23 protein-coding genes are annotated in these 25607 nt (G+C 75.4%); 6 read left to right on the top strand and 17 right to left on the bottom strand.

What is annotated here, in order from left to right:
• Nucleotides 1–497: 497 nt before the first annotated feature.
• Together ACFC1F_RS12075 and ACFC1F_RS12070 are read left to right on the top strand one after the other, a co-directional pair.
• Complete coding sequence (locus ACFC1F_RS12075; RefSeq protein ID WP_376157490.1) at nt 498–2849, top strand: heavy metal translocating P-type ATPase; 2352 nt, start codon at nt 498–500, stop codon at nt 2847–2849.
• A complete protein-coding gene (locus tag ACFC1F_RS12070; protein ID WP_376157489.1) occupies nt 2846–3370 on the top strand; it encodes a copper chaperone PCu(A)C in 525 nt (174 codons plus the stop codon). Before ACFC1F_RS12075 ends, ACFC1F_RS12070 begins: the two co-directional genes overlap by 4 nt.
• A gap of 181 nt (nt 3371–3551) precedes the next feature.
• On the opposite strand, the gene ACFC1F_RS12065 is transcribed toward ACFC1F_RS12070, so the two are convergent.
• A complete protein-coding gene (locus ACFC1F_RS12065; protein WP_376157488.1) occupies nt 3552–4421 on the bottom strand; it encodes a universal stress protein in 870 nt (289 codons plus the stop codon).
• A gap of 517 nt (nt 4422–4938) precedes the next feature.
• Here ACFC1F_RS12065 and ACFC1F_RS12060 point away from each other — a divergent pair.
• The gene (locus ACFC1F_RS12060) at nt 4939–6639 is read left to right on the top strand and encodes a GAF domain-containing protein (RefSeq protein WP_376157492.1); all 1701 of its coding nucleotides are present in this window, start codon (nt 4939–4941) and stop codon (nt 6637–6639) included.
• A gap of 243 nt (nt 6640–6882) precedes the next feature.
• Here the strand turns inward: ACFC1F_RS12060 and ACFC1F_RS12055 are convergent, their stop codons facing one another.
• From ACFC1F_RS12055 to ACFC1F_RS12030, 6 genes are all read right to left on the bottom strand, one after another.
• Nucleotides 6883–8172, bottom strand: coding sequence for a serine hydrolase domain-containing protein (locus tag ACFC1F_RS12055; RefSeq protein ID WP_376157487.1), 1290 nt, complete (start codon nt 8170–8172; stop codon nt 6883–6885).
• A 180-nt stretch (nt 8173–8352) separates the two neighbouring features.
• A complete protein-coding gene (locus ACFC1F_RS12050) occupies nt 8353–9081 on the bottom strand; it encodes a response regulator transcription factor (RefSeq protein WP_209414187.1) in 729 nt (242 codons plus the stop codon).
• A gap of 218 nt (nt 9082–9299) precedes the next feature.
• Nucleotides 9300–9845: a hypothetical protein gene (locus ACFC1F_RS12045; RefSeq protein WP_376157486.1), complete on the bottom strand. Its 546-nt coding sequence runs from the start codon at nt 9843–9845 to the stop codon at nt 9300–9302.
• A gap of 113 nt (nt 9846–9958) precedes the next feature.
• Complete coding sequence (ctaD, locus tag ACFC1F_RS12040) at nt 9959–11644, bottom strand: cytochrome c oxidase subunit I (protein WP_376157485.1); 1686 nt, start codon at nt 11642–11644, stop codon at nt 9959–9961.
• Between the two features lie 461 nt (nt 11645–12105).
• Nucleotides 12106–12555, bottom strand: coding sequence for a pyridoxamine 5'-phosphate oxidase family protein (locus ACFC1F_RS12035; RefSeq protein ID WP_209414278.1), 450 nt, complete (start codon nt 12553–12555; stop codon nt 12106–12108).
• A gap of 23 nt (nt 12556–12578) precedes the next feature.
• Nucleotides 12579–13442 carry a sigma 54 modulation/S30EA ribosomal C-terminal domain-containing protein gene (locus ACFC1F_RS12030; RefSeq protein WP_376157484.1) on the bottom strand — a complete coding sequence of 288 codons (864 nt, stop codon included), beginning with the start codon at nt 13440–13442 and terminating at the stop codon, nt 12579–12581.
• A 199-nt stretch (nt 13443–13641) separates the two neighbouring features.
• On the opposite strand from ACFC1F_RS12030, the gene ACFC1F_RS12025 reads away from it, so the two are divergent.
• Nucleotides 13642–14286, top strand: coding sequence for a methyltransferase domain-containing protein (locus ACFC1F_RS12025; RefSeq protein WP_376157483.1), 645 nt, complete (start codon nt 13642–13644; stop codon nt 14284–14286).
• 90 nt (nt 14287–14376) lie between these two features.
• On the opposite strand, the gene ACFC1F_RS12020 is transcribed toward ACFC1F_RS12025, so the two are convergent.
• Both ACFC1F_RS12020 and ACFC1F_RS12015 read right to left on the bottom strand, forming a co-directional pair.
• Nucleotides 14377–14970: an NIPSNAP family protein gene (locus ACFC1F_RS12020; protein ID WP_376157481.1), complete on the bottom strand. Its 594-nt coding sequence runs from the start codon at nt 14968–14970 to the stop codon at nt 14377–14379.
• Nucleotides 14967–15434: a hypothetical protein gene (locus ACFC1F_RS12015; RefSeq protein WP_209414181.1), complete on the bottom strand. Its 468-nt coding sequence runs from the start codon at nt 15432–15434 to the stop codon at nt 14967–14969. The genes ACFC1F_RS12020 and ACFC1F_RS12015 overlap by 4 nt, the downstream gene beginning before the upstream one ends.
• A gap of 56 nt (nt 15435–15490) precedes the next feature.
• Here ACFC1F_RS12015 and ACFC1F_RS12010 point away from each other — a divergent pair, with 56 nt between their 5' ends.
• On the top strand, nt 15491–16537 hold the full coding sequence (locus ACFC1F_RS12010; protein ID WP_376157479.1) for a helix-turn-helix transcriptional regulator: 1047 nt from the start codon (nt 15491–15493) through the stop codon (nt 16535–16537).
• Nucleotides 16538–16675: 138 nt separating this feature from the next.
• On the opposite strand, the gene ACFC1F_RS12005 is transcribed toward ACFC1F_RS12010, so the two are convergent.
• The 8 genes from ACFC1F_RS12005 to ACFC1F_RS11970 form a co-directional block, all read right to left on the bottom strand.
• Nucleotides 16676–17554: a virginiamycin B lyase gene (locus ACFC1F_RS12005; protein ID WP_376157477.1), complete on the bottom strand. Its 879-nt coding sequence runs from the start codon at nt 17552–17554 to the stop codon at nt 16676–16678.
• 173 nt (nt 17555–17727) lie between these two features.
• Entirely contained in the window at nt 17728–18873 is a 1146-nt protein-coding gene (locus ACFC1F_RS12000) for an AI-2E family transporter (protein ID WP_376157476.1), read from the bottom strand.
• Between the two features lie 156 nt (nt 18874–19029).
• The gene (locus ACFC1F_RS11995) at nt 19030–19473 is read right to left on the bottom strand and encodes a hypothetical protein (protein WP_209414178.1); all 444 of its coding nucleotides are present in this window, start codon (nt 19471–19473) and stop codon (nt 19030–19032) included.
• 243 nt (nt 19474–19716) lie between these two features.
• Nucleotides 19717–20826: a winged helix DNA-binding domain-containing protein gene (locus ACFC1F_RS11990; protein ID WP_376157475.1), complete on the bottom strand. Its 1110-nt coding sequence runs from the start codon at nt 20824–20826 to the stop codon at nt 19717–19719.
• A complete protein-coding gene (locus ACFC1F_RS11985) occupies nt 20823–21542 on the bottom strand; it encodes a glycerophosphodiester phosphodiesterase (RefSeq protein ID WP_376157473.1) in 720 nt (239 codons plus the stop codon). Before ACFC1F_RS11985 ends, ACFC1F_RS11990 begins: the two co-directional genes overlap by 4 nt.
• Before the next feature lie 137 nt (nt 21543–21679).
• Complete coding sequence (locus ACFC1F_RS11980; RefSeq protein WP_376157472.1) at nt 21680–22138, bottom strand: hypothetical protein; 459 nt, start codon at nt 22136–22138, stop codon at nt 21680–21682.
• A gap of 155 nt (nt 22139–22293) precedes the next feature.
• Entirely contained in the window at nt 22294–22710 is a 417-nt protein-coding gene (locus ACFC1F_RS11975; protein ID WP_174315807.1) for a molybdopterin-binding protein, read from the bottom strand.
• Nucleotides 22711–22981: 271 nt separating this feature from the next.
• A complete protein-coding gene (locus ACFC1F_RS11970; protein ID WP_376157470.1) occupies nt 22982–24175 on the bottom strand; it encodes an ROK family transcriptional regulator in 1194 nt (397 codons plus the stop codon).
• 157 nt (nt 24176–24332) lie between these two features.
• Between ACFC1F_RS11970 and ACFC1F_RS11965 the strand changes: the two genes are divergently transcribed.
• Nucleotides 24333–25595, top strand: coding sequence for an MFS transporter (locus tag ACFC1F_RS11965; protein ID WP_376157468.1), 1263 nt, complete (start codon nt 24333–24335; stop codon nt 25593–25595).
• Nucleotides 25596–25607 lie beyond the last annotated feature (12 nt).

The following is a 25607-nucleotide window of genomic DNA, read 5'->3' as shown; positions in this document are numbered from 1 at the left end:
GGGCCCTCGTTGTCTTGGCGCCGCCCCGCCCCCCCGGCCCCCCGTATCGACCCCCCCCACCCACGCCACCCCCCCCGGGGCCGGCCCCCCCCCCAGGGGCCGGCACCTCCTGGTCCGGGGCCGTCACCACAGCAACGCCGGCGGGTGGACCCCCGACGCGAGGACCGGCATCGCCGGGATTGGCGAGTGGGCGGTGAGCGCGGAGCCGCCGCGCGGCGCGACCGTACGGGACACCCTTGGCCGGCGGTGTGACCAGGGCCATGTCGACCGTACGGGAACCAACGGAGGTGGCGGGCCGACTGGTGGGGCGTGAGTGCGATGTCGCCGGGTGGCCGGCCGTTGAGTGTGTTGGCGGGGTTCGCCCTGCTGTTGGTGGTGGTGTTCGGGGTCGCCTTCGCCGTGGGGCGGGCGGCCGGGCCGGTGTCGCCGGGGCTGACGCCCGGGAGCGGGGGCGGCGGGAAACCCGGGATGAGCGGGCACGACATGGGGGCGGGCCGGTGAGCGCGGTCGCGGACACCGAGGCCGGTGCGCTGGTCAGCACCGATCTCGCGGTCGGCGGGATGACCTGTGCGGCCTGCGTCGGCCGGGTGGAGAAACGGCTGGCGCGGATCGAGGGCGTCACGGCCGGCGTCAACCTGGCGACCGGGCGGGCGCGCGTGCTGCACCCGGCCGGGGTGGGCGTCGAGGAGCTGGTCGCGGCCGTCGAACGGGCCGGGTACACCGCCGAGTTGGCCGTGGCCGGGCAGGCCCCGGCGGACCGGGAGGAGGAGCCCGGGCAGCGGTGGCGGCTGCTGGTGACGGCGCTGCTGGCCGTCCCGGTGGTGGTGCTGTCAATGGTGCCGTCCCTGCAGTTCCCGGCCTGGCAGTGGGTCTGCTTCGGGCTGGCGGTGCCGGTGGTGACGTGGGGCTCGGCCGGGTTCCACCGGCGGGCGTGGCAGGGGCTGCGGCACGCCGCGGCGACCATGGACACGCTGGTCAGCCTGGGAGTGGTGGCGTCGTTCGGCTGGTCCGCGTACGCGCTGCTGTTCGGCGGGGCCGGGGCGATCGGCATGCGGATGCCGTTCTCGCTGACCGCGGACGGCGGCGGCGCGGCGCACGTCTACCTGGAGGCGGCCGTCGGGGTGCCGCTCTTCGTGCTGGCCGGGCGGCTGCTGGAGGGCCGGGTGCGACGGCGCAGCGGTTCGGCCCTGCGGGCGCTGGCCGAGCTGGGGGCGAAGGAGGTGTGCGTCCGCGACCCGGAGTCCGGCGAGGAGCGACTGCTGCCGATCGAACAGCTCCTGCCCGGACGGGAGTTCGTGGTGCGGCCGGGCGATCGGGTGGCCACCGACGGCGTGGTGGTCGAGGGCGGCTCCGCGCTCGACCTGAGCATGCTGACCGGCGAGAGCGTGCCCGTGGAGGTCGGCCCCGGGGACAGGGTGGCGGGCGCGACGGTCAACGTCGGCGGCGCGCTGGTGGTCCGGGCGACCGCGGTCGGCGCCGACACCCAGCTGGCCCGGATCACCGCGCTGGTCGCGGACGCCCAGGCGGGCAAGGCCCGGGCGCAGCGGCTGGCGGACGCGGTGGCCGGGGTGTTCGTGCCCTGCGTGCTGGCGGTGGCGGTCTGCGTGCTGGGCTTCTGGCTCGGCGCGGGGACCGACCCCCAGGCGGCGGTGACGGCGGCGGTCGCCGTCCTGGTGGTGGCCTGCCCGTGCGCGCTGGGCCTGGCCACGCCGACCGCGCTGCTGGCGGCGACCGGGCGGGGCGCCGAACTGGGCGTCCTGGTCCGTGGCCCGGAGGTGTTGGAGAGCCTGCGCAAAATCGACACCGTGGTACTGGACAAGACCGGCACGCTGACCACCGGACGGATGGAGCTCGCCGAACTGACCGCCGTGCCCGGGGTGGACGAGGACCAGGTGCTGCGGCTGGTGGGAGCCGTCGAGCACCGTTCGGAGCACCCCATCGGGAGGGCCGTCGTGGGGGCGGCCCGGGACCGGTGCGGCTCCGGGCCCCTCCCGGCGGTGGCCGGTTTCACGGCCACCGCCGGAGTCGGGGTGTCCGGCACGGTCGAGGGCCGGCTGGTGCGGGTGCTCCGGCCGGACGACGCCACGGCGCCGCTGCCGGCCGCGCTGGCCCAGGCACTGGCGCGCGCCGGGGAGGCCGGGCGGACGCCCGTGGTGGCGGAGCTGGACGGACGGCCGGTCGCCGTCCTCGCAGTCGGCGACACCCTGCGCTCCGGCAGCTGGCGGGCGGTCCACCGGCTGCGCGGGATGGGCCTGGAGCCGGTCCTGCTGACCGGGGACGGCCCCGGCGCGGCCCGGGCGGTCGCCGGCGAGCTGGGCATCGAGCAGGTGCACGCCTCGGCCTCGCCCGAGCGCAAGGCCGAGGTGGTCGCCGGGCTGAGGGCCGCGGGGCGGACGACGGCGGTGGTCGGTGACGGCGTCAACGACGCGGTCGCACTCGCCTCCGCCGACCTCGGGGTGGCGCTGGCCTCCGGCAGTGACGCCGCGATCGGCGCCGCCGGGCTGACCCTGGTCCGCGGCGACATCGAGGCGGTGGTGGACGCCGTGCGGCTGGCCCGACGGACCCTGGCCACGATCCGGGTCAACCTGCTGTGGGCGTTCGGGTACAACGTGGTGCTGATCCCGCTGGCGGCGGTCGGCGTGCTGAACCCGATGCTGGCGGCGGTGGCGATGTCGCTCAGCTCGCTGCTGGTGGTGGGGAACAGCCTGCGGCTGCGCACCTGGCAGCCGGGGCGGGGTGGCCGGGGTGGCTCGGGCGGGCCGGGTCGCTCGGGTAGCCAGGGTCGCTCGGGCGCCCGGGGTCCTGGTGGCAGGGCCGGGCACGGGCGGCGGCCGGGGGCGGGCCGGTGAGGGCGCTGTTGTCCGGCCGGGCGTCGGAGCGGGTCCGGGCGTCGGAGCGGATCCGGGCGGTCGGACCGCCGGTCGCGGCGGCCGGGGTGGCGCTGGCGCTGCTCTCCGGCTGGACGGCGGCCGGAGGCGCCGGGCGGCAGCACCCGGTGGAGGCCGGACCGGGGTGGCTGCTGCTGCCGACGGCCGGCGGATCGACCGCCACCGCGGCGTTCTTCACGATTCGCAACCCGGGCGATGTGCCCGACGAACTGACCGGTGCCAGCTGGGAGTTCGGCGGGCGCATCACACTCAAGCGACACCGGCACCAGGGCGCGTCCGGCCGCTGGGAGCCGGTCGCGGCGCTGCCGGTGCCGGAGCGCGGCGAGCTGGCGATGTCACCGGAGGACGCGGACCTGATGATCACCAGTCCGCCGGCACTGCGGGCCGGGCAGTGGGTGGAGTTCACCCTGAGCTTCCGTCACAGCCCCGACCTGAAGGTGCGGGCCGAGGTCGTCCCGCCGGGCGGCAGGCGCAGCGGCTGAGCCGGGGGCGGGCACAGCGCCTGGGCGGGACGGGCACAGCGGCCCACCGGCCGGGCACGCCCGGGTAGCCCGAGCCCCCCGGGTGGCCGAAGACGGCCGGGCAGCAGAGCACGGCTGAGCGGCCGGGCCCCTCACGAGGCCCGGCCGCTCAGCCGTGGGCGCCGGGGACCCGGCGGTCCGCTCAGTCGTGCGGGACCACCGCCACCGGCGCGTACGCGTGGTGGATCACCGCATGCGCCACCCGGCCGAGCCTCGCGCCCAGGTCGTGCGGACGGCGCCGCCGGCCGACCACTACCAGGTCGGCCGTCGCGGAGGCCTCGACCAGCGCGCGGGCGGCGCCGAGCCGCACCTCCTCGACCACCTCCGTCTCGGGGTGACGCTCGCGCCACCCGGCGAGGGCGAGGGCGAGTCCCTTGGCCTCCAGCGCCTCGATCTCGCCCAGGTCGGCCTGCGACGGGATGAAGCCCACGGTTGCGAACGCCGGCGGCAGGTCCCAGCCGTGGACGGCCCGGAGCCTGGCGCCGCGCAGTCCGGCCTCCCGGAAGGCGAAGGCGAGCACGGAGTCGTCCGGATCCTGGGTGTCGATGCCGACGAGGACCTCCCCGCACTCGCCGGGCACCCTCTCGGGGCGCTCCCGCACCGGCCGGACCAGCACCACCGGCGCGGCACTGCGGGCGGCGGTCGCCATGCTGACCGAACCGACCAGCAGCTCGGCGAAGCCGCCGAGGCCGCGCGAGCCGAGCACCAGCAGACCGGCGTTCCCGGCGGCGCCCACCAGGCCGTCCACCGCGGCGTCGAGGATCACGTCGGTGTTCACGGACAGGCCGGGGTGGCGGTCGCGCACGGCCGCCGCGGTGTCGTCCAGCATCCGCCGGGCGACGGCGGGCGGCGAGTCCTCCTCGACGAAGGCGGACCGGCCGTCGGTCAGCCACGGCCAGGCGTGCACCAGGCGCAGCGGGGCGCCGCGGCGGACCGCCTCCTCGGCAGCCCAGTGGGCGGCTGCGGTGCTCTCGGACGAGCCGTCGACTCCGACCAGAACGGGGGGCGTCATGAGGGGATTCCTTCCGCTGCGGGCCACCAGGGCCGGGCGGCGCGTCCTGACGCACCGTCCGACACCTCTACTCTGGCCGCCGGGGCGGGGTGCGGCCCAGTGCCGCAGGGCCCCCGGCGGCAGGGTCGTTGGTCCCGTGCGGCGCGGGCGGCAGCGGCTCGCCGGGCGTACCCCGCCCTACCGGCCGGGTGGGCACGGGCACTACCGTGAATCCGACAATCCTCCTGGTCGGGCGACCCGGGGGCAGTCCGGACACCAACGGGGCAGAGTGACGAGGAGGACGCCGGTGGGCGGCGCGGACGGTACGCGGGCGGACACGGACGGCACGCGGACGGACACCGGCGCTCCGGCGGGGCCCGGCTGCCCCGCAGCCGACGGCACCGGCCCTGCCCGGAGCACCGGCCAACCCCCGGACACCGGCCACACCCCGGACACCGGCCACACCCCGCGCACCGGCCGCAACCCGGACACCGGCCGTACCCCGGGGACCGGCAGGGCGGACGGCGGCGCCGCGCGGATGCCGCAGCTGCGCCTCGACGAGCTGCTGGAGGAGCTCCAGTGGCGGATCGACGCGGCACGCGGCACCCGGGACCGGGTGCACAGCCTGCTGGAGGCGGTGCTGGCGGTCGGCCGGGAGCTGGACCTCGCCCAGGCGCTGCACCGGATCGTCGAGGCCGCCGCCGACCTGGTCGACGCCCGCTACGCCGCGCTCGGTGTGATCGGCTCGGACGGGCACACGCTCTCGCAGTTCCTGACGGTCGGTCTGACGCCGGAGGAGATCACGGCGATCGGGCCGCTGCCGTCGGGGCGCGGCATCCTGGGCGAGCTGATCAGCCACCCGCAGCCGCTGCGCTGCCCGGTGCTGTCCGAGCACCCGGCGTCCGTCGGCTTCCCGGCCAACCACCCGCCGATGCACACCTTCCTCGGGGTGCCGGTGCGGGTGCGCGGCGAGGTGTTCGGCAACCTGTACCTCACCGACAAGCGCGGCGGGCTGGACTTCGACGCCGACGACGAGGCGGTCATCGCCACGCTCGCGGTCGCGGCCGGGGTGGCCATCGACAACGCCCGCCTGTACGAGGAGGCGCAGCGGCGCCAGCGCTGGCTCCGGGCGAGCGCGGAGATCACCCGCAGCCTGCTGTCGGGCGCGCCGCGGCTGGAGGTGGTGGAGCTGATCGCCAGCCGGGCGCGGGAGATCGCCGGGGCCGAGCTGGCCGACGTCTCGGTCGCCGTGGCCGGGCCCGACGAGCGGGCCGAGGAGCTGACGGTGGAGGTGGCGCTGGGCGGCGACCCGGGCGTCCGGCTCGGGGTGACGGTGCCGGTGGACGGCACGCTCTCCGGCGCCGCGTACGCCTGCGGCTCGCCGGTGACCAGTGACGGGCTGGCCGGCGACGCCCGGTTCCCGGCCGGGCCGCCCGGGCGGTTCGACGGCCTCGGGCCGGCGGTGGCGGTGCCGCTGGGTACCGGCGCGGGGTTCGGCCGGGGAGTGCTGCTGCTGGCCCGGGCGATCGGGCGGCCACCGTTCACGGCGGAGGAGACGGGCCCGCTGCTGGGCTTCGCCGACCAGGCCGCGCTCGCCCTGGAGCTGGCCGAACGACGGCGTGACGCCGAGCAGTTGGCGCTGCTGGAGGACCGCGACCGGATCGCCCGGGACTTGCACGACCTGGCCATCCAGCGGCTCTTCGCCACCGGAATGACCCTGCAGAGCGCGGGCCGGCTGATCGAGAGCCCGGGCGCGGCGGACCGGGTCGGCCGGGCGGTCGCCGACCTGGACGAGACGATCAAGATCATCCGCTCGACCATCTTCGGGCTGCGCGCCCACAACGAGCCGGACCGGGGCCTGCGGGCCCACGCGACCCGGATCGTCGGCGAGGCACGGACGACGCTGGGCTTCGCGCCGCGGCTCGCCATGGAGGGGCTGCTCGACACCGACGTGCCGCAGGAACTGGCCGACCACGTGCTGGCCGTCCTCGGTGAGGCGCTCAGCAACGCGGCCCGGCACGCCCGGGCGGGCCGGGTCGAGGTGGACCTCCGGGTGGCCGACGACCGGGTGCGGCTCACCGTCACGGACGACGGGGTCGGGGTGCCGGAGGGCGGGCGGCGCAGCGGCCTGCGCAACCTCGCCGAGCGGGCGGAGAGGGCGGGCGGCGACTTCGAGCTCCGGGCGGGCGAGGACGGCGGCACCCGGTTGGTGTGGTCGGCACCGCTGGGCCCGCGGTAGTGCCGCAGTAGTGCCGCGGTAGTGCCGTCCGGCGGTGGCGGCGACGATCCGTCGGACCGGCCGTCGACAGCACCGGCCGGCCGTGGCGCGCGGGGCGTACTCCCGCCCCGCGTGCCACCGCCGTGAGCCGGGTCGGGCCGTACCCGGCGGGTCGTGCCCGGCGATCAGCCCGGATCGGCCCGGCCGGGCAGGGGCGACCGGTCAGGCCCGGCCGGCCCTGCACGGCCGACCGGGCCCGGCGGGTCAGATGCGGGTGTCCTCCACGACGGGGACGAGGTCGCGGGGCGCCGCGCCGCCCTGCCGCCCGTCGTCGGCCCCCTGCGAGGTCAGCGTGCGGGGCGCGGCGGCGGGGGCGGGCTGCTTGCCGCAGAAGGCGGGCTCCAGCGCGTTCATCAGGCCCTGGGTCACGGTGCCGTTGTTGGAGGCGTTGGCGAAGACGACGACACTGCGGCGGCCGTCCGGGGTCGTGAACGACTGGGTCTGGAAGCCCTGGACGATCCCGCCGTGGCCGAACACGTTGCCGCAGGACAGCGCGATCTGCCGCAGCCCCAGCCCGTAGCTGACCTTGGCGGTGGGGGTGGGCAGCACGCTGGTCATCTGCTTCAGCGAGTCGTCCGAGACCAGCCCGCCGGCGCTGCCGGCCATCAGCGTGGTGAGGAAGCGGTCCATGTCACGGGCGGAGGACACGACCGCGCCGGCGCTCCATACCCAGGAGCCGGTCTGCTCGGTGGAGTCCAGCAGCGGCTTGGAGCGGTCGTCGTTGGTCAGGTAGCCGGTGACGTGCCGCCCCTCGATCCCCTCCGCCGGCACCTCGAAGGACGTCCGGCTCAGGGCCAACGGGTCGATGACCTCGTCGCGCAGCACGTCGGCGTACGGGCGGCCGGTGATGTGCTCCACCGCCAGGCCCATCAGCACGAAGTCGGTGTTCGAGTACGAGTAGCGCGATCCCGGCGTGTACTGCACACCGTGCGCGACCGACATCGACACCAGCTTCGCGGGGTCGTAGACGTTGTGGCGGATGCGCGCCTCGAAGGCGCTGGTGGTCTCCTCCCCGGCCTGCTCCAGGAGGTCGTTGGTGTGGTCGTAGATGCCGGCGCGGTGCTCCATCACCTGGCGGCCGGTCATCGTCCAGCCCTCGGGCAGCGTGCCGGCCGGGAGGTAGTCGCGCAGCGGCTTGTCCAGGTCGATCCTGCCCTGCTCGACGAGCTGCATGACCAGCACCGCGGTGAACATCTTGCTGTTGCTGCCGACCCGGAACCGCCAGTCGGCGTTCATCGGCGTCCCGTCCAGATCGGCCTTGCCGACCGTCAGCGAGACCTTGCCCTCGGCCGCGCCGTGATCCCTGATCACCGCGAACGCACCCGGCGCTCCCGCGTTCACCGCGGCCTGCAGCGCCGCACGCACCCCGGCGGTGTCCGGCACTGCCGCGGTCGCCGCCGCCGGCGCCGCCACCGCACCCGTCGCTCCCGTGGCCACGACCACCACACCGGCCGCGGCCACGGCCAGCGAACGCAGGATTCCAACCCGTGCCATCAGAAACCACCCTGACATCTCGTCACCTGGAAGATCAGATCCCGGCGGGACCAAGATCCAATATCCCGGATGGGGGGTCGTCCGACAAAACAGGCCCGGCCGTGACTGCCCCTAAGGGCAGACCGACGGCCGACCGCCGGACCGGGACGGGCGGCGGCGGCCCGGTCCGGTCCGGCGGGTTCAGCCGCGCAGGCCTCCGGGCGTCCGCAGTCGGGCCGGCTGCGCGGCCTCGCCGGCCCGGCGCACCTCGGTGGCGATCAGTGCGGCCTGGACGCGCCGCTCCACCCCCAGCTTGGCCAGCAGCCGCGAGACGTGGTTCTTCACCGTCTTCTCGGCGAGGTAGAGCCGCTCGCCGATCTGGCGATTGGTCAGCCCCTCGCCGATCAGCGCCAGCACCTCCTGCTCGCGCACGGTCAGCTCCGGCCCGTGCGAGGCCGGCTGCGCCGGTCCGGCGTCGTTGCGCAGCCGGTTGAGCAGGCGCGTCGCGGCGCCGGGATCGAGCATCGAGCGGCCGGAGGCGACGGTGCGCACGGCCGCGACCAGGTCGGTGCCGCTGATCTGCTTGAGGACGTACCCGGCGGCGCCGGCCATCACGGCGTCGAGCAGCGCCTCCTCGTCGTCGAAGGAGGTGAGCATCAGACAGGCGAGGTCGGGCATGCGGGAACGCAGTTCGCGGCAGACGGCCACGCCGTCACCGTCGCCGAGCCGCACGTCCAGGACGGCGACGTCGGGGCGCAGCGCGGGCACCCTGACGAGAGCCTGCTCCGCGGTGGCCGCCTCGCCGATCACCTCCAGGTCCGGCTCGCCGTCCAGCAGGTCGTGGACTCCCCGGCGCACCACCTCGTGGTCGTCCAGCAGGAACACCCTGACCGGTGCGGGCTCCCCGGTGCCGGTCGTCTCGCTCGCCATCGTGCGGCTCCGCCTTCCTCGTCCGCGGCACGCACCAGCTGCGGGCCCTCCGCATCATCCCCGACCGGGCCGCGCCGCCCCAGGGCCCAAGGACCCCATTCGGCCCGGGGACCGACGACCGGGGACCGGTGCTGGGGCTGGGGCTGGGGCTAGGGCTGGGGCTAGGGCTGGCGACCTGATGCATCCGCACGTCCCGGCGCGCCGCCGTCCGGCGGTGTTCAGGAGTGGTGGCGGCGCACGTTGCCCACGCCGATCAGCAGGAAGGCCGCGCAGACCACGGCCGCGCTGCCCGCCGCGGTGGCGAGGCGCGGTGCGAGCGGGCCGCCGCCGGACAGCAGGATGGAGACGGCGCCGAGCGAGGAGACCGCGAGGCCGACGAGCAGCCAGCCCAGCAGCACGCGGGCGCCGGGCCCCCGGCCGGGGCGCGGGATGCGCGGTGCGGGGCCGGCGTCGAGCATCGCCCAGCGGAGGCCGTCCTCGCGCAGCTCGGCGCGGCGCTGCCGGTGGGCGCGGATCCGCAGGATGACGCCGGCCACCAGGCCCGCCAGGGCGAGCCGGGCGGCGGGCTCCCACCCCGGCACCACCAGCAGGAGTCCGCCGGCCATGGCCAGGGCGGCCCACCAGAGGACGCAGGCCGCGGCGGCGGTGCGGGCGGACCGGGGGCGGTCGTCACCCGCCTGGAGGTCGGCGATGGCGGGCAGGTACCAGACGCAGCCGGACGCGGTCACGGCGGCGGTGCCGATCGCCAGAACGGTGTGGTGCATGGTGGGCACTCCTCAGCCGGTGGGTTCGACTCCGGGGAGGGACGCTCCCCGGGGGCCGTCCCCGCCCGCCCGGGGGCATCGGTGCGGGCGGGGACGGCGTTCGGGGCCGTCGGTCAGTCCGACGGTGTCTTCAGTGCCCGGCGGCGCGGCGCCGGGACGTCGTAGTTCGCGGGGACCACGCCGGCCAGGTGCTTCGCCGGCTCGCCGTTGTTCTCCAGGTGGTCGCGGGCGGCGATCTCCGGGTGGTGCAGGTCGAAGGCCGGGGACTCGGAACGGATGCGCGGCAGGGTGACGAAGTTGTGCCGCGGCGGCGGGCAGGAGGTGGCCCACTCCAGCGAACGGCCGTATCCCCAGGGGTCGTCCACGGTGACCTTCTCGCCGTACTTGGCGGTCTTCCAGACGTTGTAGAGGAACGGCAGGATCGACAGGCCCAGCAGGAACGAGCCGAGGGTGGAGACCGTGTTGAGGGCGGTGAAGCCGTCCGAGGCCAGGTAGTCGGCGTAGCGGCGCGGCATGCCCTCGGCGCCCAGCCAGTGCTGGACCAGGAAGGTGGTGTGGAAGCCGATGGTGAGCGTCCAGAAGCTGATCCGCCCGAGCCGCTCGTCCAGCATCTTCCCGGTCATCTTGGGCCACCAGAAGTGGAAGCCCGCCATCATCGCGTACACCACGGTTCCGAACAGCGTGTAGTGGAAGTGCGCGACGACGAAGTACGAGTCGGAGACGTGGAAGTCGATCGGCGGCGCGGCCAGCAGCACGCCCGTCAGGCCGCCGAACAGGAAGGTGACGAGGAAGCCGACGGTCCAGAGCATCGGGGTCTCGAAGCTCAGCGAGCCCTTCCACATCGTCCCGACCCAGTTGAAGAACTTGACGCCGGTCGGCACGGCGATCAGGAAGGTCATGAAGGAGAAGAAGGGCAGCAGTACCTGGCCCGTCACGTACATGTGGTGCGCCCAGACCGTGACCGAGAGGCCCGCGATGGCGACGGTGGCGGCGATCAGGCCCGCGTAGCCGAACATCGGCTTGCGGGAGAAGACCGGGATGACCTCCGACACGATCCCGAAGAACGGCAGGGCGAGGATGTACACCTCGGGATGGCCGAAGAACCAGAACAGGTGCTGCCAGAGCATCGCGCCGCCGTTGGCCGGGTCGAAGACGTGCGAGCCGAACTTGCGGTCGCACTCCAGCGCCAGCAGCGCGGCGGCGAGCACCGGGAAGACCATCAGGACGAGGACCGCGGTCAGCAGCACGTTCCAGCAGAAGATGGACATCCGGAACATGGTCAGGCCCGGGGCGCGCATGCAGATGATCGTGGTGATGAAGTTGACCGCACCGAGGATGCTGCCGAAGCCGGAGAGCGTGACGCCCATGATCCACATGTCGGCGCCCACGCCGGGCGAGTGGATCGCGTCGGAGAGCGGCGCGTAGAGGAACCAGCCGAAGTCGGCGGCGCCCTGCGGGGTGGCGAAGCCGGCCGCGGCGATCAGCGAGCCGAACATGAACAGCCAGTAGGCCAGCATGTTCAGCCGCGGGAAGGCGACGTCCGGGGCGCCGATCTGGAGCGGCATGATCCAGTTGGCGAAGCCCGTGAACAGCGGCATCGCGAAGAGCAGCAGCATCACCGAACCGTGCATGGTGAAGGCCTGGTTGAACTGCTCGTTGGAGAGGATCTGCGTCCCCGGCCGGGCGAGTTCGGCGCGCATGACCAGCGCGAGGACGCCGCCGATCAGGAAGAACCCGAACGCCGACACCAGGTACATCGAGCCGATCGTCTTGTGGTCGGTGGTCGTCAGCAACCTCACCAGGGCGGATCCGGGCCGACGGACCGGTCCCCCTCCCGGCCGTGCTGCGGACGGCTGCGGCGCGCTGTCGCCCCTTGCCTCTATGGCACTCAAGGACGCACTCCTTCGAAAACCTCTGCGGATGGTGGCGATCCATGATCGAAGCTCGGAACCGCCGCGCCCCAGGGCCGTTGGACCCAGCCGTCCCGGGCCGGTGGGCCTCCCTCCGGGGCCGCCGACCGGGACTTCCGCCACGGCGCCGACCGCGCCGGCCGCCCATACCCACGACGCGCACCACACGCACGCGCCCCACCGCTCCACCGTCCCGCCGCTTCACCGCTTCACCGCTCCACCGCCCCGCCCCGCCCCGCCCCGCCCCGCCCCGCCGCACCGCCGCACCGCCGCCGGGCATGCCGAAACACCGGTGCCGGCCGGGGAGTCGGTACGCACTCCCCCGCCGGCACCGGTGCTGTCCCGGACCGCTACGCGACGCCGGGCGGGTCCTCGGTGAGCCGGTAGCCGGTGACCAGGTCGGGCCGGATCGCCACCGTGTGGTCCATCGCGGACGCCACCCACGGGCTCAACAGCGCACGGTAGCGTGCGAGTTGCCCGGGATCGGTGACCGGCCGGGCGTAGCCGGTGACGACCACGCTCCAGCCCAGACGGGTCAACGGGTCGATGGCGTCCGCCTCGTAGGCGACCACGACACCGGCCGCGTCCGCCCCCAGCGCCTCCATGGTCAGCGCCGCGCCGTCGTGGGTGCGGATCACGATCTCGTCGTCGACGAGCAGGTGGTTGACGGGCCTGATGGCCGGCAGCGCCCGTGCGGTGAACACGATCCGCCCGAACGGTGCGCCGCCCAACAGCCGTAGTGCCTCTGCGCGTTCGACCGGCACCAGGTGGCGCGGCGGCACCTCGGCGGCCAGCAGCAGTCCGGCCCGCCCGGCCTCGCCGCTCACGGGGTGGCCGCTATCAGGCCGAGCCCGCCGTCGTGGCGCCGGTAGAGCACGCGCCCGCGCCGGGTGCCGGGCTGGGCGAAGAAGAGGAACGGGAGGTCCGCCCCGGAGAGCCGCTCCACCGCCCGCTCCTCCGTCAACTCCGGTGCGCCACAGGGGCTCACCGTGAGCGGGACGGCCGGCCTTGTCGGTGGGGCGGCGGCCGTCGTGCGGGCCAGCCGGTAGCCGGTGGGGCCGACCCGGTAGACGACCGCGTCGGTCTCGGTGGCCGGGTCGGTGAACAGGTGGATGTCGAAGTCCATCGCGTCCATGGTCCGGGCCGCCGCGTCCGGCGAACACCACACCAGGGCGGCGCGCTTGCGGCGGACGATCCGCTCCGGCCGTGCGCCGTACGGCACTTCGGTGCAGGGGTCGGCCCCGAGCAGCCCCGCGCCGGCCCGTACGAGCCCGCGTCCGCTCCGGGGCGCGACCTGCCCGGTGACGCCGGCGAACGGCCCCCGGGCACGCGTCCGGCGGGACCAGGGCCGGGGCGCCCAGCCGGAGGCGGCGGTGGCGATCCGGCCGCGCAGGCCGTCCGCCAGCCGGTCCAGCGCCTCGCCGAGGTCGGCGGCGCTCTCCTGGACCCTGATCCGCCGGCCGTCCACCTCGGCGTTGACCTGTGCCAGCACCGTCGCCGCGCCCGCGGCGCCGGTCGCTCCCCCCGTGCCGACCGCTCCCCCCGTGCCGACCGCGCCCACCCGAACCCGCAGCGCCTCCACCAAGGCGTCGGCCCCGTTCACCACGGCCGCGATCCGGGCCCTGGCGTCGGCCGCCACGCCTCCCGGCATCCCCTCGCACACCTGCACCGTGATCAACTCACCCATCTCCGGCCTCTCCCGTCCCGCCACTCGGACTTCCGTACTTTCACGTCCTGCCACGTCTGCCCCCGGCGCGCCCGGCGCACACACCGGCGCGCGATCACGATCCCTCCGCCGCTCCGAACCGGACAAGGGCCGAACGGCCCCATGACCCCCGGCCGCCCTGTCCTGCCCCGCCCCGTGAGCGGTGTGCGAGGATCGGATCATGCCTGCTCTCGACAACCAGTCGGACTACTGGAACTCCACCGGCACGGCGAAGACCTTCGGGCACCCGCTCCACCCGGAGTGGCTGGCGCGGCTCGACCGTGCGGCGGCCGTCCTCGACTACGGCTGCGGCTACGGCCGGCTCGCCGGAGAACTGGCCGTACTCGGCTTCACCGACGTCGAGGGCGTGGACATCGCGCCCGAGCTCGTCGCCCGCGCCCGGGCCGAGCAGCCCGCCGCCCGGTTCACCGTGCTGACCGACCCGCCCCGGCTGGCCCACCCCGACGGCACCCTCGACGCGGCGCTGCTGTTCGCCGTCCTCACCTGTGTGCCGGGCGACGACGGGCAGCGTGAACTGGTCGCCGAACTGCACCGGGTACTGCGGCCGGGCGGCCTGCTCTACGTCAGCGACCTCTGCCTCCAGCCCGACGCCCGCAACCGCGACCGGTACGCGGAGTTCGCCGAACGGTACGGCCGGTACGGGGTGTTCGAGACCGGTGACGGCGCGGTCTGCCGCCACCACACCCGGGAGTGGCTGGACGAACTGCTCGGCGCGTTCGAACCGGTCGCCGAGCGCGAGCTGCCGGTGCGCACCATGAACGGCCGGCCCGCGGTGGCCACCCAGCTGCTGGTCGCCAGGCGCTGAACCTCCCGCGCCCCGGAACCGCCGTGCGGTCCCGGGGCGCGGGCCGGCCGTGGGCGCGCGGGCCGCCGTCCACGGCGAGCGCGGCGGGCGTCAGGAGACCGGCGACAGGTGCAACCGCTGCGGCGCAGCCTTCAGGTGCGCGGAGAGGTCCGGAAGCGGTGGCGCGTCCCCCACGGTGAACCACACCAGGACGTCCTCGCCCGTCCGCACGGGCAGGGCGGGGAAGTCGTTCTCCGCGTGCTCGGTGCGGTGAAGGGCGAGCGGCGGCGTCCCGGCGACGGCCTCCGGGCGCAGCCGCCGCTCGACGTGGCCGGCGAAGGCGGTGGTGTCCCACGGGTGGCAGACGGTCGCGACGACCTGCCCGGCACCGTCCGGAACGGTGAAGCCCGGACCGCGCAGCAGCAGGACGTCGTCCGAGTCCAGCATGGTGGCGTTGGCCGCGTCGCGGTGGGCCTGCCAGACCGGGCCGTAGTAGAAGGCCCGCAGCGCCCTCGCCCGTTCCGTCATGTCCGGAAAGCTTCGCAGCCAGACGAAGCGGTCCGGGTCGTCGAGGTCCCGGAACCGGCCGCCGACGGTGATGCCGGCGGCCTCCTGACCGGTCACGAACTCCCGCTCGAAGAGCTCGATCAGGGTGTCGCGGGCGCCCGGGCGCAGGGTGTACTGCCGGAGTTCGACGATGGTCACGAGGCGTCCTCGGACCGGGTCCGGGTCAGCTCCATGACCCAGTTGAGCTCCCAGCTCCGCCCGCCGTCCGCCGAGAACTCCTGCTCCCAGCGAGCCGAGTCGGCGGTCAGCCGCCACCAGACGAAGTGGACGCGGATCGGCAGGCCGCGGTAGGTGTCCTCGCCGTGGAAGTCGCCACGGTCGCCGGTGAAGCCGCCGACGACGGGCGGGTCGAGCCGGCCGGTGCGGCTGTCGGCCCAGTGGATGGACCACTCCTTCCGTTCCCGGTCGAAGAGGCGGAGGGTCACGCCCTGGCGCCCCAGGGTCGGAAAGGTGATCTCGTCGATGTTGCCGTTCCCGCCGAACAGCGGGCGGACGACGGCGTGGCCGGGGAACTCCTCCCAGCTGTCGCCGCCGGTCAGAGGCCCGGTCAGCCTGCGGTTGGCCACGTCCCAGGAGCCGTGAAGGAAGTCGAAGTCGTTCATGGCCCGGAGGCTAGGGCCGGTCCACTGCCACCTCCTGTCAGTGGATACTGGGAGCCGTGCGCGCCGGCCGACTGATCTCGTTGCTCCTGCTCCTGCAGAACCGGGGGCGGATGACCGCCCATCAGCTCGCCGACGAGCTGGAGGTCTCGGTCCGGACGGTCTACCGGGACGTCGAGGCGCTCGCGGCGGCGGGCATCCCGCTGTACGGGGACGCCGGGCACGGCGGCGGCTACCGGCTGCTCGACGGCTACCGCACCCGACTCACGGGGCTGACGGCCGAGGAGGCGCAGGCGGTCTTCCTGACCGGGCTGCCGGGCCCGGCGGCCGAGCTGGGCCTCGGCGAGCAGCTGGTGGCCGCCCAGCTCAAGCTGCGGGCCGCCCTCCCGGCGGAGCTGCGGGAGCAGGCGGAGCGGATCCAGCAGCGCTTCCACCTCGACGCGCCCGGCTGGTACGGGAAGGCGGACGACACCCGGCACCTCGCGGCCGTGGCCGCCGCCGTCTGGGGCCGGCACGCGGTGTGGGTGCGCTACCGGCGGTGGACGGCGCCCACCGAGGTCGAACGGCGGCTGGAGCCGTACGGGCTGGTCCTCAAGGCCGGCCGCTGGTACCTGGTCGCCGCCGCGGACGGCGGCGACGCGCGCACCTACCGGGTCGACCAGATCGTCGAACTGCGCTCCCTGGAGGAGCAGTTCGAGCCACCGGCGGGCTTCGACCTGGCGGCCCACTGGCGGGACCGGCTCGCCGACTTCCACGCGCGGCTGCACACCGCGGAGGCGGTGGTCCGGCTGTCGCCGCGCGGCACCGCCCGGGTCCGCGAGCAGCTGGGCCACGCGGCCGGGCAGGCGGTCGCGGCCGGCGGGGTGGTGGAGGCGGACGGCTGGACCAGGGCGGCCGTGCCGATCGAGTCGGTCGACCACGCCCACGGCGAGTTCCTGAAACTGGGCGCCGACGTGGAGGTCCTGGAACCGCCCGCCCTGCGGGCCCGCCTCGCGGCGACCGTCCGCGAGCTCGCCGACCGGTACGGGGCCCAGGCCCTGCCCGGGGCCCCGCGCGAGGCGGGGGCCGACGGTGAGGGCGACCTCGCGGGCGGCGGCCGGCCCTGAACGCCTCCGGCGAGGGTGCGGCGCCCCCTGCGTGCCGCCCGGACCGGCCCGCGCGTTCAGGGGCGCTCAGGGCGTCGGGGCCTCAGGACGTCAGGGCCGCTGGGCGTCAGGACCTCAGGACGTCACGGTGTCACGGCGTCACGGCGTCAGGCGCGCGATCTCGCCGATCTCCAGCGCCGCGTACACGGAACCGTCCGGCCCGACGGCGATGCCGTGCGGCTCCGCGCCCGCGACCGGCAGCTCGTACCCCTGGTAGCCGCCGTCCGGGGTGAGCGAGCCGATCCGGTTGCCGCCCCACTCCGTGAACCAGAGGCGCCCGTCCGGGCCGGCCGCGACGGCGTGCGGGCGGGCGGCCCGGTCGGGCAGCGGGTACTCGGCCGCCGTGCCGTCGACGGCGACCCTCGCGACCTGGCCGGCGCCGATCTCGACGCACCAGAGCGCGCCGTCGCCGCCCGCGGCGATGCCGACGGGCGCGGCCCCCTCGGTGGGCAGCGGATGCACCGTGATCCGCCCGTCGACGGTGATCCGGCCGACGGCGTGGGCCTGGTTGAGCGTGAACCAGAGCGCGCCGTCCGGCCCCGCGGTGATCATCGACGGGAAGGCGCCGTCCACCGGCAGCGGGTACTCCGTCACCTCGCCGTCCACGGTGATCCGCCCGATCCGACCGGCGTTCAGCTCCGTGAACCAGAGCGCCCCGTCGGCCCCGGCGGCGATCCCGAACGGCCCGGCGTCCTCCGTCGGCAGCCCGAACGACCGCTCCCGCCCGTCGACCCCGATCCGCCCGATCCGGTGGTCCCGCATGCGGGTGAACCAGAGCGCGCCGTCCGGCCCCGCCGTGATCACCGACGGCCCGCACCCGGGCGCCCCCAGCCCGAAGCGCCGCACCGACCCGTCCGCCGCCAGCCGCCCGATCTCCCCGGCGTGCACCAGCGTGAACCAGACCGCGCCGTCCGGCCCGATCGCGACCCCGTACGGCCCGGCCCGGCCGTCCGACACCGGGACCCGCTCGAAAGTCATCCGTTCCCCCACCCCTTCACTATTGCGACTGGCGTCGCATTAGCACTCTCGCACACTCCCCGCCCGCACGACAAGCGCCACCGGCCCCGCCGGCAGCGGCCTCCGGGCACACCCCCTGCGCACACCCGGGCGCACGGAGCGGCCCCCGAGGCCCGGCCACTCCTGAGGCCCGGCTACTCCCGGACGGGCGCCCGCTCGCCCTTCACACCGCGGCGGCTGCCACGGCGCGGTTCGCCGGTGTCGCCGCGCAGGACGGAGATGACACCGACGCCGGCGGCGCAGAACGGGACGGCCAGCAGGGCGCCGAGGATGCCGGCCAGGCCCGAACCCGCCATCACGGCGACCATGATGGTGGCCGGGTGCAGTTCGACGGTGCGGCTCTGGATCAGCGGCTGGAGGATGTTGCCCTCGATCGCCTGGACGGCGAGCACCACGCCGAGCGCCCACAGCGCCGTGCCGAGCCCGCCCTCGGCGAGCGCGACCAGGACGGCGACCGTGCCGGAGAGGAACGCCCCGATGAACGGGATGTAGGCGCCCATGAAGACCAGCGCGCCGAGCCCCGGGGCTCCGGGGACACCGAGCAGCAGCAGGCCGATGGTGATGAAGAAGGCGTCGATCAGGGCGATCAGCGTGGTGCCGCGCATGAAGCCGGCCATCGCGTCGAAGGCGCGGTCGGCGCAGGCGACGACCGTGTCGGCGATGCCGGCCGGGAGGTACGAGCGGAGGGCGTCGGCGGTGCGGTGGCCGTCGCGGAGGAAGAAGAAGACCAGGGCGAGGGCGAGGACGCCGCCGGTGAGGATCTGGGTGGCGAACCCGAGCCCGGAGAGCACGCCGCTGGTGACGGTGGTGACCAGGGAACTGGTCTCGCCCTTGGCGTTGTCCAGCGCGTGGCGGATCTTCTCCCCGAAGGGCCCGAGCCAGTCGGCGATCCGGTCGCCGGCCTGCTGGAGCGCCGTGGCGATCTGCGGGGCGCTGTGCACCAACGAGTTGACCAGCAGGGTGATCACCCCGCCGACCGCGAGCACCAGCAGCGCGCAGGTGAGTCCGGCGGCCAGGCCGCGGCCGACCCCGCGCCGGACCATCCACGGCATCACGGGGTAGAGCAGCGAGGTGCCCAGCAGTGCGAGGACGACCGGGATGGTGGCGGCGCGCAGTTCGACCAGGGCGAAGCCGACCAGCGAGGCGACGGTGATGAGGAGGATGCCCGCCACCGACCAGGCGCTCGCCGCGCGGATCGAGGGCGGCAGCATCAGGTACGGCCTGCGGTGGTCCGCCCGACGCTCGCCCGGACCGCCGTCGGACGGGGGCTCCCCCGACATCTCCACCTCCGCCTGGGCCGATCAGTCCACGTTTGCCCCATCTCAGCAGACGGTCTGATTGAATGCCCGTTTTCTGACCCCCGGGCGTGCCCGCCCCACGAGGGCGCCCGGACCGGCCACCGAGCCGCCGGCCCGAACGCCCACGGGCCAGAACACCTAGGGCAGGTGGATCAGGAAGTCCCAGGACTGCTCCTGGTTCCTGACGTCCAGCGGCCGCAGAGCGATCCGGGTCGGGAAGATGTCCAGCACGCTGATGTCGAGGGCCAGTTCCGTTCCGTCGACCGGCCCGCCGGGGACCACCACGTAGAACTTGAAGACGTCCGGGTGCCCCGCCGGGCGGAGCTGCCACTCCCGGGGCTCGGACGAGCCGACGACCTCCGTGTTCTCCTGCGGGTAGCCCTCGTAGCCCGCGAAGGTCCGGTGCCGCTGGTTGCGGAGCAGGACGTTGCCGTTCTCCAGTTCCTCCACCTCCCACGACTGCGCCTCCACCTCGCCGTCGGCCGGCGGGATGAGGACCAGGGGCTCCTTGGCCCCCGGCAGCGTGAGCAACTGCTCGTTCGGCTTGCGGATGCCGAAGATGCCGTTCGGTACGAGTGCCACGGTCGACTCCACTCTGGCGGGCGGCGCCGCGCGGGCGCCACCGACTACTGGGCGGGTCGATTCAACCGGCTCCGACCAGGCCGTACACGGAGGAACCGCCGGAGACTCACCCCATCGGGATCCCGCGCCAGCACACCCGCCCGAGCCCCGAACGTCCGCGCCACACCGGCCCCCCGAAGCGAGCCGCCCCGCCACCGCCCGCGCTACGCCGGACCCCGAAGCGGACCACCTCGAACGCCCGCGCTACACCGGCTCCTCGAAGCGGACCGCCCCGCCACCGCCCGCGAAGGCCAGCACCCGCTCCGCCTCGCTCTCCGCCGCCTGGCGGTCGGCCCGCCGCAGCGCCGTGTACGGGTGGATCACCACGGCGCGTGCCTCGCCCCGGCCGCCCTCCTCCAACTGCCAGTCACCGGCGACCAGGCCGTCGACCAGCAGGATGCCGGACACGAGGCCGTTCTGGGTCATCAGTCGCGGTCGGTACTCCTCGGGCAGGACGCGGGAGCGGTCGGCGTGCGAGAGCACCAGGTTGTCGAAGGGTGCGACCAGGCGGACCGGCGCCGGCACGGACGGGTCCGGCCGGGGCGCGTCCGGCAGGTCGTAGAGCAGCCGGCCGTGTTCGTCGCGGAAGGTGACCAGGCCGGGGGCGAGTCGCTTCAGCACCGGGCCGAGGCGGGTGAGGCCGCACCACTTCTGCAGGTCGGCGGCGGTCGCCGGGCCGAAGGCGGCGAGGTAGCGCAGGGCCAGGCCGTCCAGCGAGGGGGCCGGGTCGAGCGGGCGGCCGAGCCAGTGCTCGGCCGTGGTGTGCGCGGCGGCGCCGCCCCGGCCCCAGAGGCCCCGCGGCGGCACCTGGACCAGCGGCAGCAGGCATCGCGCGGCCTGCGCGAGCGCCGCCGGGTCGCGGCCGGGGCGGGAGGCGGCGAGCAGCGGGCCGAGCTGCTGGAAGGTGCGCGGCTCCTCCTCGACCAGGGCGCGGGCCTCGTCGGCGAGCGCGTCGAGGTCGAGGCCGGCCAGCCGCTTGCCGTAGGTGCTGCGCAGGCCCTGGTCGAGCACGGGCTGGACGAGCGGACGCAGGGACAGGCAGTCGTCGGCGGTGACCAGGTGGATGGTGCCGCGCTGGAGGGCGATCCGGACGACCCGGCGCTGTTCGATCAGCCCGGTCAGCTCCTCGGGGGCGAAGCCGTCCAGCCGGGCGAGCAGGCCGAGGTAGGGCGGCTGCGGCGCGGCCTGGGCCTGGAGCCCGCCGAGGTGGCGGACCATCTCGGCGGCCGTCACGGTGGCCCGGGTGAGCAGGTGCTGACGGGCCAGCAGGGCGCGGCCGAGCGCGCGGGTGGTCAGCACGTCCGTACCGGTCACCGCCTGCCGTCCAGGACGGAGCGCAGGACGCCGATCCGGTTGGTGGTGATCGAGTCCACGCCGGCCGCGCGGAGCCTGCGCATGGTGCGGCGCAGGTCGGCGGTCCAGGTGGAGACGGCGAGTCCGGCGTCGTGGGCCGCGGCGGTGAAGTCGGGGTTGACCAGGCCGAACGGCGGGTTGAGGTACTGCGGGCGCAGGTCGTCCAGCAGGGCGCGGACGGGCAGCCGCGGCTGCTTCCAGGTCAGCGCGATCTCGGCGTGCGGGGCGAGGGCGCGGACGGCGAGCATCGCGGTGGCGGGGCCGCAGAACGCGACCCGGTGCTCGGCGCCGAGACCGGTGACGGCCTGCCAGGTGGCGGCCACCGGGTGCGGGTCGTCCAGGTCGATCAGCAGCCGGGCGGCCGGGGTGGCGGCGACGGTCTTGACCGCCTCGGCCAGGGTCGGGACGGCGAGGTCGCCGTCCCGCAGTCCGTCCAGCTGGTCGAGGGTGACCCGGCGCAGCGGGCGCGGGTCGCCCCAGAGGCGTTCGAGGGTCTCGTCGTGGAGCAGGACGGGCACGCCGTCGCGGGTGAGCCGGACGTCGACCTCGACGGCGTCGGCGCCGGCGGCGAGCGCGGACTCGACGGAGGGCAGGGTGTTCTCGCGGTACCGGAACGGGTCGCCGCGGTGGGCGACGGCGAGAACGGGGCGGCGGTCGGCGGGGGTCGGTGCGTTCACGGCGGTGGCGGTCCTCGGGGCCTTCGGCGGGATGGGCGACGGGAGGTTCTTCGGAGTGTCCGGGAAAGTGGCCGGCGAGCGGGTCGGCCGGGTGTCCGGCGCGGTGCCCGGCGAGCGGGACGGCCGAGCGGCGGCGGTCAACGCATCAGCCCGGCGAGCCACGGGGACAGCTGGTGGTAGGTGACGGCCTCGCGGTAGGGGGCGTCACCGGGCACGGTGACGATCAGCGTGCAGGACGGCGGGAAGGTCCGCTGCCGGACGTGGACCAGGCCGCTCCAGACCGAGTCGAGGAAGGCCGGCACGCTGTCGCGCGGCACGTCGAAGGCGATGTCCTCGACGGTGACCACCGCCTCGTCGTGGACGAAGAGCCGGACGGTGATCGCGGGCCGGCCGGCGATCTCCAGCAGCGCCTCGTGGGGTACCGCGTCGAGTGCACCGCCACCCCCGGCGCCCGCGCCGTCGGCACCGACCAGGCCGGCGAAGGTCTGGTCGCGGCCGATGTCGTGGGAGGCACGGACCTCACGGCCGTGCCGGGCGGCCATCGCCTCGACCGCGAACACGGCACTCTGGGTGGACGGCAGCGGCGGACGGGGCATCGGGTGGCGGTCCTCTCGTCGGCGGGTCTGTGCGGTGCGTCGGCGGGTGCCGGGGTGGCGGCTGGTCTCGGTGCAGAAGACTGCGGCCCGCGCGGCGCGTCGGCGGGTCTCTGCGGTGGCGGTCTCGGCGGTGGCAGGTCCCTGCGCCCGGGGACTCAGCGCCGTTCGATCATCACATTGGTCGACTTGATGACCGCCGTCGCGGGCGCGCCGGGCACCAGGTTGAGCTCCTCCGCCGACTCCCTGCTGATCAGCGAGACCACCCGGAACGGACCGGCCTGGATCTCGACCTGCGCGGCGACGTCACCGAGCACCACGTGCGTGACGATGCCCGGGAAGCGGTTGCGGGCCGAGGACGGCCGCCCCTCCGCGTCGGCGTTCTCGGGGCGGGCCAGCTCCCGGGCGAAGGCGGCCAGCTCGGCGCCGGGGATGATCCGGTGACCGTGCTCGTCCCGCTCGGCGGCGAGCCGGCCCGCGTCGACCCAGCGCCGCATCGTGTCGGCGCTGACGCCGAGCATCGCCGCCGCCTCGCCGATCCGGTACGGGTTGACCGGCGCCTCGGGCTGGCCCATGTACGACTCCTGACGGTGGTTCGGTGGCACGGCAGCGTTCGTGTCACGTGGACGGCACTTCGGTGTCACGGGGACCGACGGCGGCACTGCTCCGGCCGTCGCCGCCATCCTGCCGCACCGGGGGCCCGCCCGGCCAAGCGGAGCCGCTCCCGCCCCGGCCGGCCCGGGGCACGCCGGGGCTCGCCCCACCGCCCGACGGCGCCCCGCAGCACCCCGCACCGCCCGGCCCCGCCGCCCCACAGGGCCGCCGGTCGCCTTGCGGCGGCGCCCGCTACGGCTCGCCGAAGAGGTCCCGCCGGACGGCGTCGCCCGCGGTGAGGACGGCGCCGCCGAGCACCGCCCCGCCGCCGGCCGTCCCGGCCCGGACCTCGGTGCGCAGCGGCGAGAGGGCGGCGAGGCGGTGCTCCACGCGACGGGCGAGTTCGGCGCCGCCGGCCCGGCCGATCTCGCCGCCGAGCACGACGCAGCCCGGGTCGAGGACCACGCAGACGGCGGCGGTGCCCACGGCGATCCGCCCGGCCAGCTCGTCCAGGAACGGCCCGCCCGGTCCGCCGTCGCCGAGCGCGTCGAGCGCGGCCCGGACGGCGGCCTCGGCGGCGGACGCGTCGTCGGCCGGGTCGGCCGGCAGGCCGTGGGCGCGGGCCAGGTCGCAGACGGCGGCGCTGCCGACCAGCCCGTGGAAGCCGCCCTCGCAGTCGGTGGCGCTGGGCAGCGCGACGGTGCCCGGTACGGGCAGGAAGCAGATCTCGCCGGTGCCGCCGGAGGCTCCTCGCCGCAGCCGCCCGTCGATGATCACGGCGGCGCCGACGCTGTGGCCGAGCCAGACCAGGACGAAGGTGTCCTGGCCCCGGGCAGCACCGATCCGGTACTCGGCGCGGCCGGCCAGGTTGACCTCGTTCTCCAGGATCACGTCGGTGCCGGGCACCTCGCGCAGGGCGGTGAGCAGTTCGGCGTGCCAGGGGGGCAGCGCTCCGGTGCTGTGGAGCCGGCCGGTCGCGGGGTCGACCAGGCCGGGGGCGCCGACGGCGACGGTGTGCAGCTGCTCGACGCCGGCCCGGCGGGTGGTGTCGAGCAGGGCCTGGACGATCCGGGCCGCCGTGCCGCTCTCGCCGCGCCCCTCGACGGCCAGCTCCGCGGCGGCCAGGGTCTGGCCGGCGAAGTCGGCGACGACCAGGCTGACGCCGCCGGCGCGGACATCGATGGCGCCGATGTGGGCCCGGGAGGACACGAGGGCGTAGAGCCGGGCGTTGGGACCGCGCCGCTGTTCCCCGCGTTCGCCGACCACGGCCACCAGGCCGGTCCGCTGGAGGCGTTCCAGCAGGTCGGCGACGGTGGGCCGGGAGAGACCGGTGAGGCCGCGCAGTTCGGTCGCGGTCAGTGGTCCCTGTTCGAGCAGCAGGTTGAGCGCCAGCCGGTCGTTGATCGCCCGGGCGGTGCTCGGCGTGGCCGTACGCGCGGTGGTCATGGGAGTGCATCCTTCCAGAGTGTTTCTATCAGGGTCCCTTCCTGATAATTTATCGAACGACGCCGCGGGGACGCGAACGGCCCCGCGGCGCCCCAAAGGGGCATGAACCACCCACAGGGCACCGTTGCGCCTCGGCGCGACCGGGAGGGAACACCGGATGACCGACACACCGACCGCAGCACCACCCCGCGGCCCGGCCGCCCCCGACACCCTGGAGCGGCCGCGTCGCGCCAGGACGGCCGTCGCCCTGGTGTTCGCCGTGCACGGCGCCGTCGGCGGCACCTTCGTCACCCGGATCCCGTGGATCCAGGACCGCCTCGGCCTCTCCCCCGGCCAGCTCGGCCTGGCCCTGGTGATGCCCGCGATCGGCTCGTTCCTCGCGATGCCGCTGGCCGGCCGGTTCGTCCACCGCTTCGGCGGGCGGGCCGCGGTGCGCGGACTGCTCACCGTCTGGTGCCTCGCGCTGGCCCTGCCCGCCCTCGCCCCCTCGCTCGCGGCCCTCTGCGGGGTGCTGTTCGTCTACGGCGCGACGGCCGGCATGGCGGACGTCGCGATGAACGCGCAGGGCGTCGAGGTCGAGCAGCGGCTCGGCCGCTCGATCATGTCCGGACTGCACGGGATGTGGAGCGTCGGCGGCCTGCTGGCCTCCGGCTTCGGCATCCTCGCCGCCCACCAGGACCTCGACGCCCGGCTCCAGCTGCTCGTCACCGCCCTGGTCCTGGCCGCCCTCGCCCAGCCGGTCTGCCGCAGCCTGCCCGACTTCCGGGCGGCCGAGGAGGCCGAGGCCCCGCCGCGGTTCGCACTGCCGCCGCGCAGCTCCCTGGTGATCGGACTGGTCGGCTTCTGCGCCGTCTTCGCCGAGGGCGCGTCGATGGACTGGAGCGGCGTCTACCTCAAGGACGTCACCGGCGCCTCGGCCACCCTCGCGGCCGCCTCCTACACGGCGTTCTCGCTCACCATGGCGGTCAGCCGGCTGGTCGGCGACGCGGTGATCCGCCGCCTCGGCGCCGTCCGGGCGACCAGGCTCGGCGGGGCCGTCGCCACCGCGGGCGGCCTGCTGGTGGTCGGCGCCGACAGCCCGGGGCTTGCCATCCCCGGCTTCGCGCTGATCGGCATCGGGATCGCGGTGATCGTGCCGCTCGCCTTCGCCGCCGCCGGCCGGATCGGCACCAACCCCAGCCAGGCCATCGCCGGCGTCGCCACGGTCACCTACACCTCCGGCCTGGTGGCCCCCGCCATCGTCGGCGGGCTCGCCCAGGCCACCTCGCTCACCGTCTCCTTCGGCGTGGTCACCGCCCTCGCCTTCGCCCTGGTGCCGAGCGCGGGCGCACTCCGCCTCGCCGAGCCGGACGCGGCGGGCGGAGCGCCCTCGGAAGCGAAGCGGCGGGCCGAGCCGCCGGCCGACCCGTCGCGCCGATGACGGAAAAGGCGG

The sequence above is a fragment of the Kitasatospora sp. NPDC056181 genome, assembly GCF_042266225.1.
Lineage (GTDB): Bacteria > Actinomycetota > Actinomycetes > Streptomycetales > Streptomycetaceae > Kitasatospora.
Note: the sequence above shows the minus strand (reverse complement) of the source record. Positions and strands in the feature narration are given on the sequence as shown.

Bases quoted from the DNA above. Each gene is read 5' to 3' on its own strand.
- ACFC1F_RS11975 (WP_174315807.1), bottom strand. From the start codon at position 22,710: ATGGGCCAGCCCGAGGCGCCGGTCAACCCGTACCGGATCGGCGAGGCG.
- ACFC1F_RS12015 (WP_209414181.1), bottom strand. From the start codon at position 15,434: ATGAACGACTTCGACTTCCTTCACGGCTCCTGGGACGTGGCCAACCGC.
- ACFC1F_RS12065 (WP_376157488.1), bottom strand. From the start codon at position 4,421: ATGACGCCCCCCGTTCTGGTCGGAGTCGACGGCTCGTCCGAGAGCACC.
- ACFC1F_RS12045 (WP_376157486.1), bottom strand. From the start codon at position 9,845: ATGCACCACACCGTTCTGGCGATCGGCACCGCCGCCGTGACCGCGTCC.
- ACFC1F_RS11970 (WP_376157470.1), bottom strand. From the start codon at position 24,175: ATGACCACCGCGCGTACGGCCACGCCGAGCACCGCCCGGGCGATCAAC.
- ACFC1F_RS11980 (WP_376157472.1), bottom strand. From the start codon at position 22,138: ATGCCCCGTCCGCCGCTGCCGTCCACCCAGAGTGCCGTGTTCGCGGTC.
- ACFC1F_RS12060 (WP_376157492.1), top strand. From the start codon at position 4,939: ATGCCGCAGCTGCGCCTCGACGAGCTGCTGGAGGAGCTCCAGTGGCGG.
- ACFC1F_RS12055 (WP_376157487.1), bottom strand. From the start codon at position 8,172: ATGGCACGGGTTGGAATCCTGCGTTCGCTGGCCGTGGCCGCGGCCGGT.
- ACFC1F_RS12025 (WP_376157483.1), top strand. From the start codon at position 13,642: ATGCCTGCTCTCGACAACCAGTCGGACTACTGGAACTCCACCGGCACG.
- ACFC1F_RS12050 (WP_209414187.1), bottom strand. From the start codon at position 9,081: ATGGCGAGCGAGACGACCGGCACCGGGGAGCCCGCACCGGTCAGGGTG.
- ACFC1F_RS11965 (WP_376157468.1), top strand. From the start codon at position 24,333: ATGACCGACACACCGACCGCAGCACCACCCCGCGGCCCGGCCGCCCCC.
- ACFC1F_RS12005 (WP_376157477.1), bottom strand. From the start codon at position 17,554: ATGACTTTCGAGCGGGTCCCGGTGTCGGACGGCCGGGCCGGGCCGTAC.
- ACFC1F_RS12030 (WP_376157484.1), bottom strand. From the start codon at position 13,442: ATGGGTGAGTTGATCACGGTGCAGGTGTGCGAGGGGATGCCGGGAGGC.
- ACFC1F_RS12000 (WP_376157476.1), bottom strand. From the start codon at position 18,873: ATGTCGGGGGAGCCCCCGTCCGACGGCGGTCCGGGCGAGCGTCGGGCG.